We start from the raw sequence: 17,425 nt of genomic DNA, 5'->3' as shown, positions 1-17,425 counted from the left end.
CGTCGGCGCCGACCCGGGTGCCGGCTCCGGATCCGTCCCGTTCCCCCGGCCGCGCCGATCGCCTCGGGCCCGGTGAGGTCGCAAATGCTCCCGTCGTGCCCGGGCCCGCCGGTGAGCACGGCCACCGCCGCCTCGGCCGCGTCCTCGCGCGAGACCCGCGCCAGGCGGCCCTGCCCGGCGGGCCCGCGGATGAGCCCGTTCCTTCCCGGCTTTCCGGGCTTCCTCAAGGAGCGCGTACTGCGCCGGTCCGGGCGCGCGGTCGCCGACCCCGGGACGGCGCGTCCGGGACCCGCGCGGCCGCGGGCGTTCGCGCGCCTCTCAGCGCGTCGCGGTGCCGGACCCGCCGGACGGGTCTGCGCCGGGCCCGCTGCCGCCGCTTCGGGCCGCGGGACCGTAGCTCAGCCGGCGCAGCAGCACCTCGGCCGGCCCGGGAAGGTCGGCCCGCTCCAGCGCGTAGGCGCCGACCAGCGTGACCAGCCACACGCCCGCGGCGAACAGGGCCGTGGCCGCGCTGCCGAAGTGCGCGCCGAGCCCCAGCCCCCACGCGGCCAGCAGCGGCGCGCACAGCACCGACTGGGCCAGGTAGCAGGACAGGGAGCGCTTGCCGACCGCGATGACGGCGACGGTGCCCGGTCCGGGGCGCGCCCGGCGGCTCACGGCGCGGCCGACCAGGGCGAACAGCGCCACGTAGCCCGCCCCGCCGAGCACGCCGCTCAGCTGCCGCACGCCGCTGAGCGCCGCGGTGACGGCGCCGTTCGCCGGAACGAGGCCGACGTGGGCCAGCGCCTCGGGCAGCGCCGACGCCCAGGCGAGGCCGATCCCCACCGCGGCGGCGGCGACGAGCAGGCGCAGGTGCCGGTCGGTGCGCTCCAGTACCCGGTGGCGGCCCAGGACCAGGCCCAGCGCCATCATGGCGGGCATCACCAGGGTCAGGGCCTGCAGCGGCGCCAGGAGCGCCCAGGCCGCCAGCCGGTCGGCGACGGAGGCGAGGTAGTCCTCCTCGCTGAAGGAGGACCGCAGGATGCCGGACATGTCCGCTCCCGTCCCGCCGACGGCGCCGGAGGGGGCCAGCGCGGCCAGGGCGGCGCCGACCGCGCTGAACACCCACAGCACGAGGGTCAGCCCGACGAGGACCGCCGCCGTCCACCGCATCGCGCGCTCGGGGCGGCGCAGCAGCAGCCCGCCCAGGACGAGCCCCAGCAGCCCGTAGGCGGCCAGGACGTCGCCGAGGAACAGCAGCGCCGCGTGCGCGAAGCCGAGCACCAGCAGCCACAGGTTGCGGCGGCGCACCACCGCGGCCGCGTCCCGCGGCGAGGCGCCCGCCGCGCGCTGGCGGTCGTAGATGCGCACCAGCCCGTAGCCAAACAGGCACGCGAACATCGGGTAGACGCGTCCGTCCACGGCCAGGATCATCACGAACTGCACGGCGCGGTCGGCGGCCGACCCGTCGACAGGGTGGGTCCCCAGCGGCGACTGCCGGGAGCCGTAGAGGTACAGCGGGGTGTTGGCCAGCGCGATCAGCAGGAGCATGAACCCGCGGGCCAGGTCCGGGGCCGGAGCGCGCTCCGCCGGGCGCAGCGGTCCGCGTCGGGGGGCCGGTGTGGCGTCCACGATGGTGCCTCCAAGCGCGGGCAGGCCGCCGCAGGACGTGCTTTCCCTTCAGCGTGCCCGATGCGGCCGCCCGGTGCGACCGCCCGAGGGACGGGACGCCGCTCCGCCTCGGGGCGGAGGCGTGGTGCTCCGCGGGAGGAGGCCCGCACCGGGCGGGCCCCGCCCCGCCCGGCCCCCGCCCGCGGCGGCGCGGCCCGTCAGTGCTTGCGGGCGGTGGCGGCGACCACGAGGTCGGCCAGGGCCGAGCGTGCCGAGCCGTCGAGCAGGCCGCTCTCCAGCGCCGTGCCGGCCTGCTCGACGTAGTCGTCGATGCGGCGCTCGCAGGCCGCGAGCGCCCCGCAGTCCTCGGCCACGCCGCGCATCCACTCCACCGCGTCGGTGTCCAGCCCGGGGTCCCCCAGGCGCCGGAGGAACCCGGCGCGGTCGGCCGCGCCCGCGCGCTCCAGCGTCTCGGCCACGATCAGCGTGCGCTTGCCCTCGCGCAGGTCGTCGCCTGCCGGCTTGCCGGTCTGCTCGGGGTCGCCGAAGACCCCCAGGACGTCGTCGCGCAGCTGGAAGGCCACGCCCAGCGGCAGCCCGTAGGCCGTGTAGACGGGGGAGAGGTCCTCGTGGCGGCCCGCCAGCGCCGCGCCCAGGTGCAGCGGGCGCTCGACGGTGTACTTGGCGGCCTTGTAGTGCATGACCCGCAGCGTCGCCTCGACGGCGCCGCCGCCGCGCACCTGCTCCAGCATGTCCAGGTACTGCCCGGCCATCACCTCGGTGCGCATCGCGTCGAAGGGCGTGCGCCCGGCCCGCAGCGCCTCCAGCTCCAGGCCGCTGGCCTGGTAGAGGTCCTCGCTCCAGGCCAGGCACAGGTCGCCGATGAGGATCGCCGCGCCGCGGCCGAAGTCCGCGGCCGACCCGCTCCAGCCCGAGCGCTCGTGCAGCTCCTCCAGGCGCTTGTGGGTGGCGGGCAGGCCGCGGCGGGTGTCGCTGTTGTCGATCACGTCGTCGTGGATGAGCGCGCAGGCCTGCAGGAACTCCAGCGACGCCGCGGCGGCGTGGATGCCCGGCACGTCGGCGCCGCCCGCACCGCGCCAGCCCCAGTAGCAGAACGCCGGACGCAGCCGCTTGCCGCCGGCGAGCATGGCCTCCAGCGCATCGACGGCCGGCGCCAGCTCGGAGCCGATCTCCAGCAGCTGGGCGCGCCGCCGGGCGACGAACCGGGCGATCTCGCCGTCGACGGCCGAGCGCACGAAGGAGACCGGAGAGGAGGCGGAGAAGGTCATGGGCTGCACATTATCGGTTGGTATGGGGTTCCCCGCCTGATGGCCGGGGTCCGCGCGCCGGGGCATCGGCGGCGCGGCGGCGGGTCCGCTTCTCGCCGCCCCGGTGCCGCCCCGGTGCCGCCGCGGCGGCGGTGCCGAACGGTCCGCGGCCGGGGGCCTCGCGGGCACCCGAGGCCGTTCTGCGGGTGTTCGTGCAGGTAAAGCGGGTAGTGGGTACCCACCCTCCCGGTGCGGGACAGGGCTTCGCCTAAGGTGGAACGCATGGTTGGGTCATCGACACGCAACGGGAGCGCGCCGGCCGCAGCGTCGCGGCCGCGCGACATCCGCGAACTGCTCAAGGCCGGCGAACCGACATTCTCCTTCGAGTTCTTCCCACCGAAGACGGACGAAGGACTGCGCAAGCTCTGGCGGGTGATCCGCCAGATCGAGGCGCTGCAGCCGTCGTTCATCTCGGTGACGTACGGCGCCGGCGGCGGTACACGGGATCTCACCGTCGAGATCACCGAGCAGGTCGCCACTGACACGACACTGCTCCCCGTCGCCCACATGACGGCCGTGAACCACTCCGTGCGCGAGCTGCGCCACCTCATCGGCCGCTTCGCCGGCGTGGGGGTGAACAACCTCCTCGCGCTGCGCGGCGACCCCCCGGGCGACCCGCTCGGCGAGTGGGTCAAGCACCCCGAAGGGCTGGAGTACGCGGAGGATCTGGTCCGGCTCCTCAAGGAGACCGGCGACTTCAGCGTCGGCGTCGCCGCGTTCCCCTACAAGCACCCCCGCTCTCCCGACATCGAGTCCGACACGAGGTACCTCGTGCAGAAGTGCCGTGCGGGCGCCGACTACGCCATCACCCAGATGTTCTTCGACGCCGAGGACTACCTGCGCCTGCGCGACCGGGTGGCGGCCGCGGGCTGCGACACCCCGATCATCCCCGAGATCATGCCGGTGGTGAAGCACTCCACCATCGGGATGTCCGAGCAGCTCTCCGGCGCGCCGTTCCCGCGCCACCTCGCCGAGGAGTTCGACAAGGTCGCCGACGACCCCGAGGCGGTGCGCAAGCTGGGAATCGAGCAGGCGCAGCGCATGTGCGAGCGGCTGCTGGACGAGGGTGCTCCCGGCATCCACTTCATCACGTTCAACCAGTCCACTGCCACACGGGAGATCTACGAGCAGGTCGCCTCCGACCGCCTCCCGGCAATGGCAGGGGCGCGGCCATGATCGTGAAGGGCCGATGAGGGCTGCCGGGGAAGTGGAACTCCGGTAGGACGTCGACGAACCCGCACGAGCGGTAGAGGCCCCGGGCGGCCGTCCGGCCGGCCGGGGTCGACAGGACGGCGGTGCGCTCCCTGCGCGCCGCCGTCAGTGTTTCCAGCAGGCTGCGGCCGATGCCGCGCCCCTGGTGGGCGGGCAGTACGTGCAGTTCGGCGACCTCGAAGGAGTCGGTGAACCAGCGCTGCTCGGCGCCGGGGTCGTGCTCGCGCAGCTCGGCGGTGACGATGTCGTGCCACCACTGCCCGCTGCCGCCGCGGAAGCCGTAGGCGAACCCGGCCGCGCCCCCGCCCTCCCGGGGCAGCGCGATCACCGAGCGGAACCGGGGGTAGCGGGCGTGCTCGCGCATGATGGAGCGGCGCCCGGGGAGCTGCTCGCGGGGCGGGTCCATCGCGGCCGTGTAGATCTCCATCAGGGCCGGCAGAGCGTGCAGGAAGGCCGGAGCGGCCAGCTCCCACAGCTCGATCTCGGTGGTGCGCACAGGGCCACGGTAGACGACCGGCGTCCGCGCGCGGCGCTGTTGACGGAGGCCGCCGGGGTGCGCTTAACTGTCCATGTTCGTACTTCTGTTCGACTGGAGCCTCGGACGAGGCCCCGTCGGGTCGTCCGGAAGCTACGTTCACCCCGTGCTTGCGGCCCGCCTGTCCGGTCGGGCGCGCGGGCGCGGGAAAGCGGCCGGGCGGGGGGAGGGGAAGCCTCTTGCCCGGCCGCGCCCCCTCCGGTCATCCGGGTCGGCGCGCTCCGGGTGCCCGCTCCACACACCGACGGCCGCGTCCCCGCTGCGCGAGTGCAGCGGGGACGCGGCCGTCGTCGTCTCGGCGCGGCGAACCGCGCGGTCCCGAGGAGCACGGGGACACGGGGAAGCGCGGGACCGGTCCGCGCGGCGCTCGGCGGCATGCCCGCGGCGCGGCGGGGCGGCGCGTCCGCGGCCCGGGGGAGTGGGCGCGGGACGCGCGCCTCGGCCGGCGCGCGCGGTGGGCGCGCGCCGCGGTCTGCCGGTCCGTCTCAGGCCTGCCGGAAGGCCTGCCCGAGCCCGCTAGAACGCGTCGACCGCGCGGCGGGCCTCGGGGTCGAGGACGCCCCAGTTGATCAGCTCCTCAGTGAGGTCGCCGGGCGAGCGGTCGTAGATGACCGCCAGCGAGCGCAGGTCCTCCTGGCGGATGGACAGCACGCGCCCGTTGTAGTCGCCGCGCTGGCTCTGGATGGTGGCCACATAGCGTGCGAGCGGCCCGGCCTTCTCCTGGGGCAGCTGCTGCATGCGCTCCAGGTCGATCACCAGCTTGGGTGTGGGGCCCAGCGGCGTCGGCGCGGCGCCGCCCGGCAGCAGCTCGGACATGGGCACGCCGTAGAAGTCGGCGAGCTCGGCGAGCTTCTGGACGGTCACGGCGCGGTCACCGCGCTCGTAGGAGCCCACGACGACGGCCTTCCAGCGGCCGTGGGACTTCTCCTCCACTCCGTGCAGGGAGAGCCCCTGCTGGGTGCGGATGGCGCGCAGCCGCGCACCTAGGGACTTGGCGTATTCGGATGGCATCTTCTTCGTCGCTCCCCGGCCGTGAAAGTGGCTGGTGTGGGCGGTAGGGCCCCGAGTCCGCCATGGGCGACCGCGCCCGGCCGAAGGCGCCCGGTGGGCTCCTGCCGCAGGGCCCGGACGGAGCGGTCCCGCCCGAGATTGGTTACGGACAGTGACGGTAGGGCTGTTCGGTTGCCAGGTCAAGCCGTTGGGTGGAAATGCGACGATTCAGTGGCCAAACCGTGTGTAAGTGAGAGGGCTCTCATTCCGGGACTGATCGGGACACCGTATCCACCCCGGGTGCGCGGAAAGCCCGTTGGCGTGGGGATTCTGGAGATCCGTCCGGTGTGTGCACCGTGTGTGGCATCCCCTTCGCCGGACAATGGTGCACTATGTCAAGATCGGGGAGTGTGACGAGAGTCACATTTTTCGCCGAGTGTCGTCGACCCGCCGCCCGGAGTGCTCTACCTCCGCTGATAGCGTGAAGGCGTTCGACATCCTTTAACGGCCTGTCCCGTGAGGCAGGGAAGGGGGTCACTACTGTGTGTGCGCGCCAGCGTGCCGAACGTGATTCGGACGCATCCGCGGGCGGAGCCGCCGATCCGCTCGGATCCGGCTCGCGCGCCCCATCGGCCGCGCGGACCGTCCTGAACGGCCCCGAGATCCAGCGGGCGCTGACCCGCATCGCCCACGAGATCCTGGAACGCACCAAGGGCGGCGCCGACGTCACCCTGCTGGGCATCCCCTCGCGCGGCGTCCCGCTGGCCGAGCGGCTGGCCGAGCGCATCGAGCGCGTCGAGGGCCGCACCGTCCCCCGGGGCTCGCTGGACATCACCATGTACCGCGACGACCTGCGGCTGGCGCCCGCCCGCGCACTGGGCCGCACCGATATCCCGCCCGAAGGCATCGACGGCCGCCAGGTGGTCCTGGTCGACGACGTCCTGTACTCCGGGCGCACCGTGCGCGCCGCCCTGGACGCCCTCAACGACCTCGGCCGCCCCCGCGCGGTGCAGTTGGCGATCCTCGTCGACCGCGGCCACCGCGAGCTGCCCGTCCGCGCCGACTACGTCGGCAAGAACCTGCCCACCTCGCTGCGCGAGAACGTCACGGTGCAGCTGGAGGAGTACGACGGGACCGATGCCGTTCTGCTGGGCCCGGCGGAGCGGCCCCGTCCCGGCGGCCGGAGCCACGAGGGGCACGAGGGGGTGGAGGCCTGATGCGCCACCTGCTGTCCGCCGGCGACCTCTCCCGCGACGAGGCGCTGCTGGTGCTCGACACCGCCGCCGAGCTCGCCCAGGTCAGCGGCCGCTCGGTGAAGAAGCTGCCCACCCTGCGCGGGCGCACCGTGGTCAACCTCTTCTACGAGGACTCCACCCGCACCCTCACGTCCTTCGAGCTCGCCGCCAAGCGCCTCTCGGCCGACGTCGTCAACTTCTCCGCCAAGGGCTCCAGCGTCTCCAAGGGCGAGAGCCTCAAGGACACCGCGCTGACGCTGCAGGCCATGGGCGCCGACGGCGTCGTCGTGCGCCACAGCGCCTCGGGGGCCGCCCACCGGCTGGCCGAGTGGGTCGACGGCGCCGTGCTCAACGCCGGCGACGGCACCCACGAGCACCCCACCCAGGCGCTGCTGGACGTCTACACCATGCGCGAGCGCCTGGGCCGCCTCGACGGGCTGCGCGTGGCGGTCGTCGGCGACATCCTGCACAGCCGGGTGGCCAGGTCCAACGTGCTGCTGCTGCACACGCTGGGCGCCGAGGTCACCCTGGTCGCACCGCCCACTCTGGTTCCGGTGTCGGTGCACACCTGGCCCTGCTCGGTCTCCTACGACCTCGACGCCGTGCTGCCCAAGAGCGACGTGGTGATGCTGCTGCGGGTGCAGGCCGAGCGCATGCACGACGCGTTCTTCCCCACCGCGCGCGAGTACAGCCGCCGCTACGGGCTCGACGGCGAGCGCTTCGCCCGTATGCAGGACGACGCCATCGTCATGCACCCCGGCCCCATGGTCCGCGGCATGGAGATCTCGGCCGAGGTCGCCGACTCCCCCCGCAGCACCGTCAACGAGCAGGTCGCCAACGGCGTCAGCGTGCGCATGGCCGTGCTCTACCTGCTCCTGGGCGGCTCCTAGCGCGCACCGCCCCGGCCCCGCCGCGCCCGCCTGCTCCCGGGGCGGCGGCCGCGCCGCGCCCGCAACACGACCACCACACAGAAGCGATGGACCATATGACCCAGAGCAGCGCCGCCTACCTGGTCCGCGGTGCCCGGATCGCCGGGCGTGACCCGGTCGACATCCTCATCCGCGACGGCGCGATCGCCGAGACCGGCACCGGTCTCAGCGCCGCCGGCGCCGCCGTCGTCGACGCCGAGGGGCTCGTCGCACTGCCCGGCCTCGTCGACCTCCACACCCATCTGCGCGAACCCGGCCGCGAGGACGCCGAGACCGTGGCCGGCGGCGCCCGCGCGGCCGCGGCGGGCGGCTACACCGCCGTGCACGCCATGGCCAACACCGACCCGGTCGCCGACACCGCCGGCGTCGTCGAGCAGGTGTGGCGGCTCGGCCGCGAGTCCGGCCACTGCGACGTCCAGCCCGTCGGCGCGGTCACCCGGGGCCTCGGCGGTGTCCGGCTCGCCGAGCTGGGCGCCATGGCCGACTCCGCCGCGGCGGTGCGCGTGTTCTCCGACGACGGCACGTGCGTCTCCGACGCGCTGCTGATGCGCCGCGCCCTGGAGTACGTCAAGGCCTTCGACGGCGTCGTCGCCCAGCACGCCCAGGAGCCCCGGCTCACCGAGAACGCCCAGATGAACGAGGGCGTGGTCAGCGACCGGCTGGGCCTGGCCGGCTGGCCGGCCGTGGCCGAGGAGGCGGTCATCGCCCGCGACTGCCTGCTCACCGAGCACGTCGGCTCGCGGCTGCACGTCTGCCACGTCTCGACCAAGGGCTCGGTGGAGATCATCCGCTGGGCCAAGGAGCGCGGCTGCGACGTCACCGCCGAGGTCACCCCGCACCACCTGCTGCTCACCGACGACCTCGCCGAGAGCTACGACCCCGTCTACAAGGTCAACCCGCCGCTGCGCACCGCCGAGGACGTGCGCGCGCTGCGGGAGGGTCTGGCCGACGGCACCATCGACTGCGTGGCCACCGATCACGCGCCCCACCCGGCCGAGGCCAAGGAGACCGAGTGGGCCACCGCGGCGATGGGCATGCTCGGCCTGGAGACCGCGCTGTCGGTGGTGCAGCACACCATGGTCGACACCGGTCTGCTCGACTGGGCCGCACTGGCCCGGCGGATGTCGGCCGAACCCGCTCGCATCGGACGTCTTGCAGGTCACGGTCGTCCGATCGCCCCCGGCGAGCCCGCCAACGTTACGCTGTATGACGCGGACACCGCCTGGGACATCGATCCGGCGGCCCTGGCATCCAAGAGCGCGAACACCCCGTACCGGGGCATGCGCCTGCCCGGCCGCATCCAGGCGACGTTCCTGCGCGGCGTCCCCACGGTCCTCGATGGGAAGATCCAGTGAATCCACAACCAGCAACCGGCGGCGTGCCCGCGGTCCTCGTCCTGGAGGACGGGCGCGCGTTCCACGGAAGGTCCTTCGGCGCACAGGGCGAGACCCTCGGCGAGGTCGTCTTCAACACCGGGATGACCGGATACCAGGAGACCCTCACCGACCCGTCCTACCACCGCCAGATCGTCGTGATGACCGCCCCGCACATCGGCAACACCGGCGTCAACGACGACGACCCCGAGTCGGGCCGGATCTGGGTCTCGGGCTACGTGGTGCGCGAGCCCGCCCGCGTCTCCTCCAACTGGCGCGCCGAGCGCACCCTGGAGGAGGAGCTGGTGCGCCAGAACGTGGTGGGAATCGCCGTCGACGGCACCCGCGCCCTCACCCGCCACCTGCGCGACCGCGGCGCCATGCGCGCGGCCATCAGCACCGTCGAGACCGACCCCGAGCGGCTGCGCGAGCGCGTGCTGGCCAGCCCGCAGATGGCCGGGGCCGACCTGGCGGGCGAGGTCGCCACCGCCGAGCCCTACACGGTCCGACCGCCCGAGGGCGTGGCCGCCCGCTTCCGCGTCGCGGCCGTGGACCTCGGCATCAAGGCGATGACCCCCCAGCGGCTCGCCGAGCGCGGCTGCGAGGTCACCGTGCTGCCGGGCGGCGCCACCGCCGAGGAGATCCTGGCGCTGGAGCCCGACGGCGTCTTCTTCAGCAACGGCCCGGGCGACCCGGCCACCGCCGACGCGCCGGTGGCCGCGATGCGCGGCGTGCTGGAGTCGGGCACGCCGCTGTTCGGCATCTGCTTCGGCAACCAGATCCTGGGGCGTGCGCTGGACCTGGGCACCTTCAAGCTGAGGTTCGGCCACCGCGGCGTGAACCAGCCCGTGCAGGACGTGCACACCAAGCGGGTCTACATCACCAGCCACAACCACGGCTTCGCCGTCGACGCCCCGGCGGACGGGCCGTTCGCGACCCCCTACGGCCGCGCGGAGGTCAGCCACGTCGACCTCAACGACGGCGTCGTCGAGGGCCTGCGGCTGCTCGACCGGCCCGCGTTCAGCGTCCAGTACCACCCCGAGGCCGCCGCCGGGCCGCACGACGCCGCCGAGCACTTCGACGCCTTCTGCGACCTCATGGCCGCCTCCACCGATCCGTCCAGCAGCTCCGGCCGGTCGGCCGAGCCCGCCCAGTCGTAAGCCGGGGGACCGCACATGCCGCGCCGTAATGACCTGAAGTCCGTCCTCGTGGTCGGCTCCGGGCCGATCGTGATCGGGCAGGCCGCGGAGTTCGACTACTCCGGCACCCAGGCCTGCCGCGTGCTCAAGGCCGAGGGCCTGCGCGTGGTCCTGGTCAACTCCAACCCGGCCACGATCATGACCGACCCCGAGATCGCCGACGCCACCTACGTCGAGCCGATCACACCGGAGATGGTCGAGAAGATCATCGCCAAGGAGCGCCCCGACGCGCTGCTGCCGACCCTGGGCGGCCAGACCGCGCTCAACACCGCCGTCGCCCTGCACGAGTCCGGCGTGCTGGCCAAGTACAACGTCGAGCTGATCGGCGCCAACGTCGAGGCCATCCAGTCGGGCGAGGACCGCGAGACGTTCAAGGCCATCGTCGAGCGCATCGGCGGCGAGTCCGCGCGCTCGCGCATCTGCCACACCCTCCAGGAGTGCCTGGAGGCCGCCGAGGAGCTGAGCTACCCGGTCGTCGTGCGGCCCTCGTTCACCATGGGCGGGTCGGGCTCGGGCTTCGCCCACGACGAGGCCGACCTGCGCCGCATCGCCGGCCAGGGGCTCGCGCTCTCGCCGGTGACCGAGGTCCTGCTGGAGGAGTCCATCCTCGGCTGGAAGGAGTACGAGCTGGAGCTGATGCGCGACGGCAACGACAACGTGGTCGTCGTCTGCTCCATCGAGAACTTCGACCCGATGGGCGTGCACACCGGCGACTCGGTCACCGTCGCGCCGGCCATGACCCTCACCGACCGCGAGTACCAGCGCATGCGCGACGTCGGCATCGACGTCATCCGCGAGGTCGGCGTCGACACCGGCGGCTGCAACATCCAGTTCGCCGTCGACCCCGACAGCGGGCGCATGATCGTCATCGAGATGAACCCGCGCGTCTCGCGCTCCTCGGCGCTGGCCTCCAAGGCCACCGGGTTCCCCATCGCCAAGATCGCCGCCAAGCTGGCCGTGGGCTACACCCTCGACGAGATCCCCAACGACATCACCGCCGAGACCCCGGCCAGCTTCGAACCGAGCCTGGACTACGTCGTGGTCAAGGTGCCCCGGTTCGCCTTCGAGAAGTTCCCCGGCGCCGACCCCGCGCTGACCACCACCATGAAGTCGGTCGGCGAGGCCATGGCCATCGGCCGGTCCTTCCCCGAGGCGCTGCAGAAGGCGATGCGCTCGGTCGAGAAGAACGGCGTCGGGTTCACCTGGGCCGGCGAGCCCGGCGGCAGGGACGAGCTGGTGCGCGCCGCGGCCACGCCCGGCGAGCTGCGCATGCGCCGGATCCATCAGGCGCTGCGCGCGGGCGCGGGCGTGGCCGAGCTGCACGAGGCCACCGGCATCGACCCCTGGTTCCTGGACCAGATGCTGCTGTTGGAGGAGACCGCCCGCGGCCTGGCCGGGGCCCGGCTGGACGCCGAGCGGCTGCGCGCCGCCAAGCGCGCGGGGTTCTCCGACCTGCAGATCGGCGAGATCACCGGCAAGACCGAGGAGGTCGTGCGCGAGCTGCGCCACGCGCTGGGCGTCCACCCCGTCTACCTGACCGTGGACACCTGCGCCGCGGAGTTCGCCGCCAAGACGCCCTACCTCTACTCCAGCTACGACGAGGAGACCGAGGTCCCCGAGGGCACCAAGCCCAAGGTGATCATCCTGGGCTCGGGCCCCAACCGCATCGGCCAGGGCGTGGAGTTCGACTACAGCTGCGTGCACGCCTCGTTCGCGCTGTCGGCGGCCGGCTACGAGACGGTGATGGTCAACTGCAACCCCGAGACCGTCTCCACCGACTACGACACCAGCGACCGCCTCTACTTCGAGCCGCTCACGCTGGAGGACGTGCTGGAGGTCGTGCGCGCCGAGCGCGCCACGGGCGAGCTCGCCGGGGTGGTCGTCCAGCTGGGCGGGCAGACCCCGCTGGGGCTGGCGCGCGGCCTGGAGGCCGCGGGGGTGCCCATCGTCGGCACCAGCCCCGGCTCCATCGACCTGGCCGAGGACCGCGGCGAGTTCGGCAAAGTGCTCGCCGACGCCGGGCTGCCCGCGCCCAAGCACGGCACCGCCCACTCCTTCGCCGGGGCCCGCGAGGTCGCCGGCGAGATCGGCTACCCCGTGATGGTGCGGCCCTCCTACGTGCTGGGCGGGCGCGGCATGGAGATCGTCTACGACGAGCGGATGCTGGCCGACTACATCGAGCGCAACGCCGAGGTCAGCCCGGACCACCCGGTACTGATCGACAGGTTCCTCGACGACGCCATCGAGATCGACGTCGACGCCATCTACGACGGCACCGACCTCTACCTCGGCGGCATCATGGAGCACATCGAGGAGGCCGGCATCCACTCCGGCGACTCCGCCTGCGCGCTGCCGGCGGTGACGCTGGGCAACGAGGACTTCGAGCGCATCCGCTACTCCACCGAGGCCATCGCCCGCGGTACCGGCGTGCGCGGGCTGCTCAACGTGCAGTACGCGCTGGCCTCGGGCGTCCTGTACGTGCTGGAGGCCAACCCGCGCGCCTCGCGCACGGTCCCGTTCGTGTCCAAGGCGACCGCGGTGCCGCTGGCCAAGGCGGCCGCCCGGGTGATGCTGGGGGCGGGCGTGCGCGAGCTGCGCGCCGAGGGCCTGCTGCCGGCCGAGGGCGACGGCGGCACGCTGCCCATGGACGCCCCCGTCTCGGTGAAGGAGGCGGTGCTGCCCTTCAACCGCTTCATCGACCGCCAGGGCGAGGGCGTGGACACCGTGCTGGGGCCGGAGATGCGCTCCACCGGCGAGGTCATGGGCCTGGACACCGACTTCGGGGCCGCCTACGCCAAGTCGCAGCTGGCCGCCTACGGCTCGCTGCCGACGGCGGGGTCGGTGTTCGTCTCGGTGGCCAACCGGGACAAGCGCACCATGGTCTTCCCGGTCAAGCGGCTGGCCGACCTCGGGTTCGAGATCCTGGCGACCGAGGGCACCGCCTGGGTGCTGCGCCGCCACGGCGTGGCCGCCCGCGTGGTGCGCAAGCACAGCGCAGGGCCCGGAGCGGACGGCGAACCCACTATCGTGCAACTCATCCACCGCGGCGATGTGGACCTCATCGTCAACACGCCCTTCGGCAGCGCCGGGCAGTCCGGTCCGCGCCTGGACGGCTACGAGATCCGCACCGCGGCGGTCGTGCGCGGGGTGCCCAGCGTCACCACGGTCCAAGGGCTGGCCGCGGCGGTCCAGGGCATCGAGGCCCTGGTGCGGGGCGACATCGGGGTGCGCTCGCTGCAGGAGCACGCCGCGTCGCTGCGCGGCGCCGCGGGCTGAGCGCGCGTGTGAGGGGGCGTCGAGGCGGCCGGGAAGCCCCCGGCCGCGACAGGGGCGGCCGGTAGGCGGCCGGGCGCGGGGCCGGGGCAGGCCGCGCAGCCGAGCGGATCGAGGCAGGGCAGCCGAGTGAGTGACAGCGGGCCGGTCCAGACGCGCAGCTCCGTGCTGACCGTGCGCCGGGTCGACGCCTACCACGCCATCACGGTCGTGGCGCCCCAGATCGCCGAGCGGTTCCGCTCCGGGCAGTTCCTGTCGGTGGGCGTGGGCGGCGAGCACTCCGGCATGCTGCTGCGCCGCCCCTTCGCCGTCCACGACGTCAAGCCCGACTACGGCGGCACGGTGGAGTTCCTCTTCGCGGTGCGCGGGCCCGGGACGGCCTGGCTGGCCGAGCGGCGCTCGCGCGACCTCATCGACGTCGTGGGCCCGCTGGGCCGGCCGTTCCCGCTGCCGCGCGACCCGGTCAACTGCGTGCTGGTCGGCGGCGGGTCCGGCGCGGCCCCGCTGTTCCCGCTGGCGCACGCGCTGCGCCGGCGGGGCTGCCGCGTGGACTTCGTGCTGGGCGCCGCCTCGGCCGACCGGGTCTTCAGCGCGATCAGCGCCCGCCGCGTCGCCGAGACCGCCACCTTCACCACCGACGACGGCTCCTTCGGCGTCCGCGGCCGCGTCACCGACGCGCTGGAGCGGGTGGTGGCCGACGCGCGCTCCGACGTGATCTACGCCTGCGGGCCGATGCCGATGCTGGGCAGGGTGGCCGCGGCCGCCGCGCGCATGGACATCCCCGCGCAGGTGGCGGTGGAGGAGGCGATGGCCTGCGGGACGGGCGTGTGCATGAGCTGCGTCGTCCCGGTGGTCGGCGAGGACGGCATCACCCGCATGGCGCGCGCCTGCGTGGACGGGCCCGTCTTCCGCGGGGAGCGGGTGCGTTTCGACGACGTGGGCACCATCCCCTTCGACGCGCTGGGCGCGCCCGGCTGGAAGGCCCGCGCCGAGGACGCGGGCGGGTCCGCCGAACGGGAGGCCGGCTGAGCGTGAACCCCGACATGCGCGTCCGCCTGGCCGGACGGGAACTGGCCAACCCGGTCATCGCGGCGGCCGGCTGCGCCGGAACCGGGCGCGAGCTCGCCCGCTTCTACGACATCGCCCGGCTGGGCGCCCTGGCGACCAAGTCGGTCATGCTGGAGCCGCGGGCCGGGCGGCCCGCTCCGCGCATCGCCGAGACCCCCTCGGGCATGGTCAGCGCGATCGGCCTGCAGGGGCCGGGCATCGAGGTGTTCCTCCAGCGCGACCTGCCGTGGCTGCGGTCGCGCGGCGGCACCACCGTGGTCTCCGTGGCCGGGTCGGGCCCCGACGAGTACGCCGCGCTCGCCGCGCGCCTGACCGGCGAGGCGGGGGTGGCGATGATCGAGATCAACCTCTCCTGCCCCAACCCCGCCGGGCACGGGCGCGACTTCGCCGACGACCCGGCCGAGGCGGCCCGCGTGGTCGCGGCCGTGCGCGGCTCCGCGGAGCCGCGCATGCCGGTCTTGGCCAAGCTGGCCGCCGACGTGCCCGACCCGGTGGCCCTGGCCGGCGCCTGCGTCGACGCGGGCGCCGACGGGCTGAGCATGGTCAACTGCCTGCGCGGCATGGCGATCGACCCCGCCACCCTGCGGCCGGTGGTGGCCGGGGGCGTGGGCGGCGTCTCGGGGCCGGCGATCCGCCCGATCGCCGTGGGCTGCGTCTACCGCGTGCGCGCCGCCCTGCCGGACGTGCCGATCGTCGGGATGGGCGGCGTGCGCACCGGCGCCGACGCCCTGGAGTTCCTGGCGGCCGGCGCCTCGGCGGTGGCCGCGGGCACCGTGAACTTCGCCGACCCCTCCGCGTGTGTGCGGATCCTGCGCGAGCTGGAGGAGCTTCTGGAGGAGCGCGGTGTGGATCGGGTCACCGACGTCGTCGGGGCCGCACACCGTCCGATCGGAACTGTGCTGGGACGATGACCGGCAAACCGCTCAGATCGCCTCCAGGCACCCAAAGCGCCCGGGGCTGTGTCCGACCTACCCTCGGGTACGGAACGCCGCGCTGCGGTCGTCTCAGCGGCGCCGACGCACATCTGGCGGCGAACATGCATGAACCGGCCGCACGGGGGAACCGCTCGGGGCAGCGCGCCGGCGCTGACCGGTCGGCCGCCTCCGCCCGACCGCGCGGGCACCGCGCGGTCCGTCCCGGCTCCGCGGCCGGCCGCACACCCTGAACCGTTCCGACCACCTCAGCGAGCCGAAGGAGAACCACCGTGGCAGCGCCCATCGCCGTCGCCATCGACGCACCCGACATCGAGACAGCCGCACGCTGGGCCTCCGAGGTCTCTCCCCACGTCAGCACGGTGAAAGTGGGGCTGGAGCTCTACCTGCGCTACGGCCCCGAGGTCGTGGGCACCCTGCGCGGAGGCAACAAGACCTCGGTCTTCCTCGACCTCAAGCTGCACGACATCCCGGCGACCGTGGCGGGGGCGGCGCGCAACCTCGCGCGGCTCAAGCCCTCGATCCTGACGGTGCACGCGGCCGGCGGGCGCGAGATGATCTCCGCGGCGGTCGAGGCCGCCCCGCAGACGAGCATCGCCGCCGTGACGATCCTGACGTCGCTGGACGACGCCGCGCTGGCCGAGATCGGCATCACGGGCCCGGCGGGCGACGCGGCGCGGCGCCTGGCGGTCATGGCGGTCGAGGCGGGCGCCCGCGCGCTCGTGTGCTCGCCGCACGAGGTCGCCTCGCTGCGGTCCGAGGTCGGCCCGGACGTGGCCCTGATCACCCCCGGCGTGCGGCCGCTGGGCTCCGACCACGGCGACCAGGCGCGCGTGGCCACGCCCGAGGCGGCCTACGAGGCCGGAGCCGACCTCCTGGTGATCGGCCGGCCCATCACCCGGGCCTCCGACCCCGGTGCGGCGGCCGCCTCGATCGCGGCGGCGCTGCGGCGGGTGGAGGCGGCCTCGGCCTGATCCCCGCCCTGCGCCGTGCGTCCCGGACGTGGACACGATGACCGGTTGCGGCCACCTCGTGACAGCAGAAAGTTCACGCCCGAAACCTCTCTGAGACGGCACGGCCATGACCTGCGGGGTCGAGGACCGGGCCCGGCCGCGGTACGGTTGAACCGAACTTCAACCGGGCCGAAAGTCCTGATTTTCCTACCTCTGCGCAATCGGTTAATTACAAAGAGTAATTACTTTGATGAAATGGCGCCTGAAAGGCGACTTTGCGTTGCCGAACGGGGTCGGAACCTACTAACTTGCGCAGGCGTCCGCCCTCTACAAACGAGAGAAAACCGAGGTGACCCGGCGTGGCCCTTCCTCCCCTCACACCCGAACAGCGCGCCGCGGCTCTGGAGAAAGCCGCGAAGGCCAGAAAAGAGCGCGCGGAAGTCAAGAACCGTCTGAAGCACGGCGGCGTGTCGCTGTCAGAGGTGCTGGCTGACGGACAGACGGACGACGTCATCGGCAAGATGAAGGTCTCGGCTCTGCTCGAATCCCTCCCGGGCGTCGGCAAAGTCCGCGCCAAGCAGATCATGGAGCGGCTGAACATCGCCGAGTCCCGCCGAGTCCGCGGGCTGGGCGCCAACCAGCGCTCGGCTCTGGAGCGGGAATTCGGCGGAGCCGAGTAGCGCTCGAAGGCGGATGTGCCGTTTTTCACGACGGATTGAGGCCGCTCGCACAAGTGCGGGGCGCGCCTGAGCGCGACCGCCGGTGCCCCACCGCCGCAGCCCCGCGGCGGCGGCGCCGGCGGCGCGCA

Annotated in this window: 14 protein-coding genes; 10 read left to right on the top strand and 4 right to left on the bottom strand. The window is 73.7% G+C overall.

The window, feature by feature from the left end; all coding sequences use genetic code 11:
- Window positions 1-318: 318 nt before the first annotated feature.
- Both ABD284_RS00070 and ABD284_RS00065 read right to left on the bottom strand, forming a co-directional pair.
- Window positions 319-1,611, bottom strand: coding sequence for a DUF418 domain-containing protein (locus ABD284_RS00070; protein ID WP_344139351.1), 1,293 nt, complete (start codon window positions 1,609-1,611; stop codon window positions 319-321).
- 197 nt (window positions 1,612-1,808) lie between these two features.
- On the bottom strand, window positions 1,809-2,879 hold the full coding sequence (locus ABD284_RS00065) for a polyprenyl synthetase family protein (RefSeq protein WP_344139348.1): 1,071 nt from the start codon (window positions 2,877-2,879) through the stop codon (window positions 1,809-1,811).
- 261 nt (window positions 2,880-3,140) lie between these two features.
- On the opposite strand from ABD284_RS00065, the gene metF reads away from it, so the two are divergent.
- Complete coding sequence (gene metF, locus ABD284_RS00060) at window positions 3,141-4,094, top strand: methylenetetrahydrofolate reductase [NAD(P)H] (RefSeq protein ID WP_344139345.1); 954 nt, start codon at window positions 3,141-3,143, stop codon at window positions 4,092-4,094.
- Here metF and ABD284_RS00055 read toward each other — a convergent pair.
- Together ABD284_RS00055 and bldD are read right to left on the bottom strand one after the other, a co-directional pair.
- Window positions 4,012-4,557, bottom strand: a complete 546-nt coding sequence (locus ABD284_RS00055; protein ID WP_344140741.1) for a GNAT family N-acetyltransferase — start codon at window positions 4,555-4,557, stop codon at window positions 4,012-4,014. The genes metF and ABD284_RS00055 overlap by 83 nt on opposite strands.
- 624 nt (window positions 4,558-5,181) lie before the next feature.
- Entirely contained in the window at window positions 5,182-5,676 is a 495-nt protein-coding gene (gene bldD / locus ABD284_RS00050; RefSeq protein ID WP_017591133.1) for a transcriptional regulator BldD, read from the bottom strand.
- A gap of 521 nt (window positions 5,677-6,197) precedes the next feature.
- Between bldD and pyrR the strand changes: the two genes are divergently transcribed.
- From pyrR to mihF, 9 genes are all read left to right on the top strand, one after another.
- The gene (gene pyrR / locus ABD284_RS00045; RefSeq protein ID WP_386699085.1) at window positions 6,198-6,872 is read left to right on the top strand and encodes a bifunctional pyr operon transcriptional regulator/uracil phosphoribosyltransferase PyrR; all 675 of its coding nucleotides are present in this window, start codon (window positions 6,198-6,200) and stop codon (window positions 6,870-6,872) included.
- The gene (locus tag ABD284_RS00040) at window positions 6,872-7,780 is read left to right on the top strand and encodes an aspartate carbamoyltransferase catalytic subunit (RefSeq protein ID WP_344139340.1); all 909 of its coding nucleotides are present in this window, start codon (window positions 6,872-6,874) and stop codon (window positions 7,778-7,780) included. Before pyrR ends, ABD284_RS00040 begins: the two co-directional genes overlap by 1 nt.
- A 95-nt stretch (window positions 7,781-7,875) precedes the next feature.
- Window positions 7,876-9,174, top strand: a complete 1,299-nt coding sequence (locus ABD284_RS00035) for a dihydroorotase (RefSeq protein WP_344140739.1) — start codon at window positions 7,876-7,878, stop codon at window positions 9,172-9,174.
- Complete coding sequence (carA, locus tag ABD284_RS00030; protein WP_344139337.1) at window positions 9,171-10,352, top strand: glutamine-hydrolyzing carbamoyl-phosphate synthase small subunit; 1,182 nt, start codon at window positions 9,171-9,173, stop codon at window positions 10,350-10,352. Before ABD284_RS00035 ends, carA begins: the two co-directional genes overlap by 4 nt.
- A gap of 15 nt (window positions 10,353-10,367) precedes the next feature.
- Complete coding sequence (gene carB / locus ABD284_RS00025) at window positions 10,368-13,667, top strand: carbamoyl-phosphate synthase large subunit (protein WP_344139334.1); 3,300 nt, start codon at window positions 10,368-10,370, stop codon at window positions 13,665-13,667.
- A 126-nt stretch (window positions 13,668-13,793) separates the two neighbouring features.
- Entirely contained in the window at window positions 13,794-14,693 is a 900-nt protein-coding gene (locus tag ABD284_RS00020; RefSeq protein ID WP_344139331.1) for a dihydroorotate dehydrogenase electron transfer subunit, read from the top strand.
- A 2-nt stretch (window positions 14,694-14,695) separates the two neighbouring features.
- The gene (locus ABD284_RS00015; protein WP_344139328.1) at window positions 14,696-15,643 is read left to right on the top strand and encodes a dihydroorotate dehydrogenase; all 948 of its coding nucleotides are present in this window, start codon (window positions 14,696-14,698) and stop codon (window positions 15,641-15,643) included.
- 293 nt (window positions 15,644-15,936) lie between these two features.
- Window positions 15,937-16,638 (top strand): orotidine-5'-phosphate decarboxylase, encoded by a 702-nt coding sequence (gene pyrF, locus ABD284_RS00010; RefSeq protein ID WP_344139325.1) that lies wholly within the window; start codon window positions 15,937-15,939, stop codon window positions 16,636-16,638.
- 338 nt (window positions 16,639-16,976) lie between these two features.
- Window positions 16,977-17,297 (top strand): integration host factor, actinobacterial type, encoded by a 321-nt coding sequence (gene mihF / locus ABD284_RS00005; protein ID WP_131098131.1) that lies wholly within the window; start codon window positions 16,977-16,979, stop codon window positions 17,295-17,297.
- The last annotated feature ends 128 nt before the right edge of the window (window positions 17,298-17,425 follow it).

It is taken from the genome of Streptomonospora arabica (genome assembly GCF_039531585.1).
GTDB lineage: Bacteria > Actinomycetota > Actinomycetes > Streptosporangiales > Streptosporangiaceae > Streptomonospora > Streptomonospora halophila.
This window is presented reverse-complemented; position numbering and strand designations above follow the sequence as displayed.

What these genes read in the sequence shown, in the direction of transcription:
- bldD (WP_017591133.1), bottom strand. Translation starts at nt 5,676, where the DNA reads ATGCCATCCGAATACGCCAAGTCCCTAGGTGCGCGGCTGCGCGCCATC.
- ABD284_RS00040 (WP_344139340.1), top strand. Translation starts at nt 6,872, where the DNA reads ATGCGCCACCTGCTGTCCGCCGGCGACCTCTCCCGCGACGAGGCGCTG.
- ABD284_RS00065 (WP_344139348.1), bottom strand. Translation starts at nt 2,879, where the DNA reads ATGACCTTCTCCGCCTCCTCTCCGGTCTCCTTCGTGCGCTCGGCCGTC.
- metF (WP_344139345.1), top strand. Translation starts at nt 3,141, where the DNA reads ATGGTTGGGTCATCGACACGCAACGGGAGCGCGCCGGCCGCAGCGTCG.
- carB (WP_344139334.1), top strand. Translation starts at nt 10,368, where the DNA reads ATGCCGCGCCGTAATGACCTGAAGTCCGTCCTCGTGGTCGGCTCCGGG.
- ABD284_RS00035 (WP_344140739.1), top strand. Translation starts at nt 7,876, where the DNA reads ATGACCCAGAGCAGCGCCGCCTACCTGGTCCGCGGTGCCCGGATCGCC.
- ABD284_RS00055 (WP_344140741.1), bottom strand. Translation starts at nt 4,557, where the DNA reads ATGGAGATCTACACGGCCGCGATGGACCCGCCCCGCGAGCAGCTCCCC.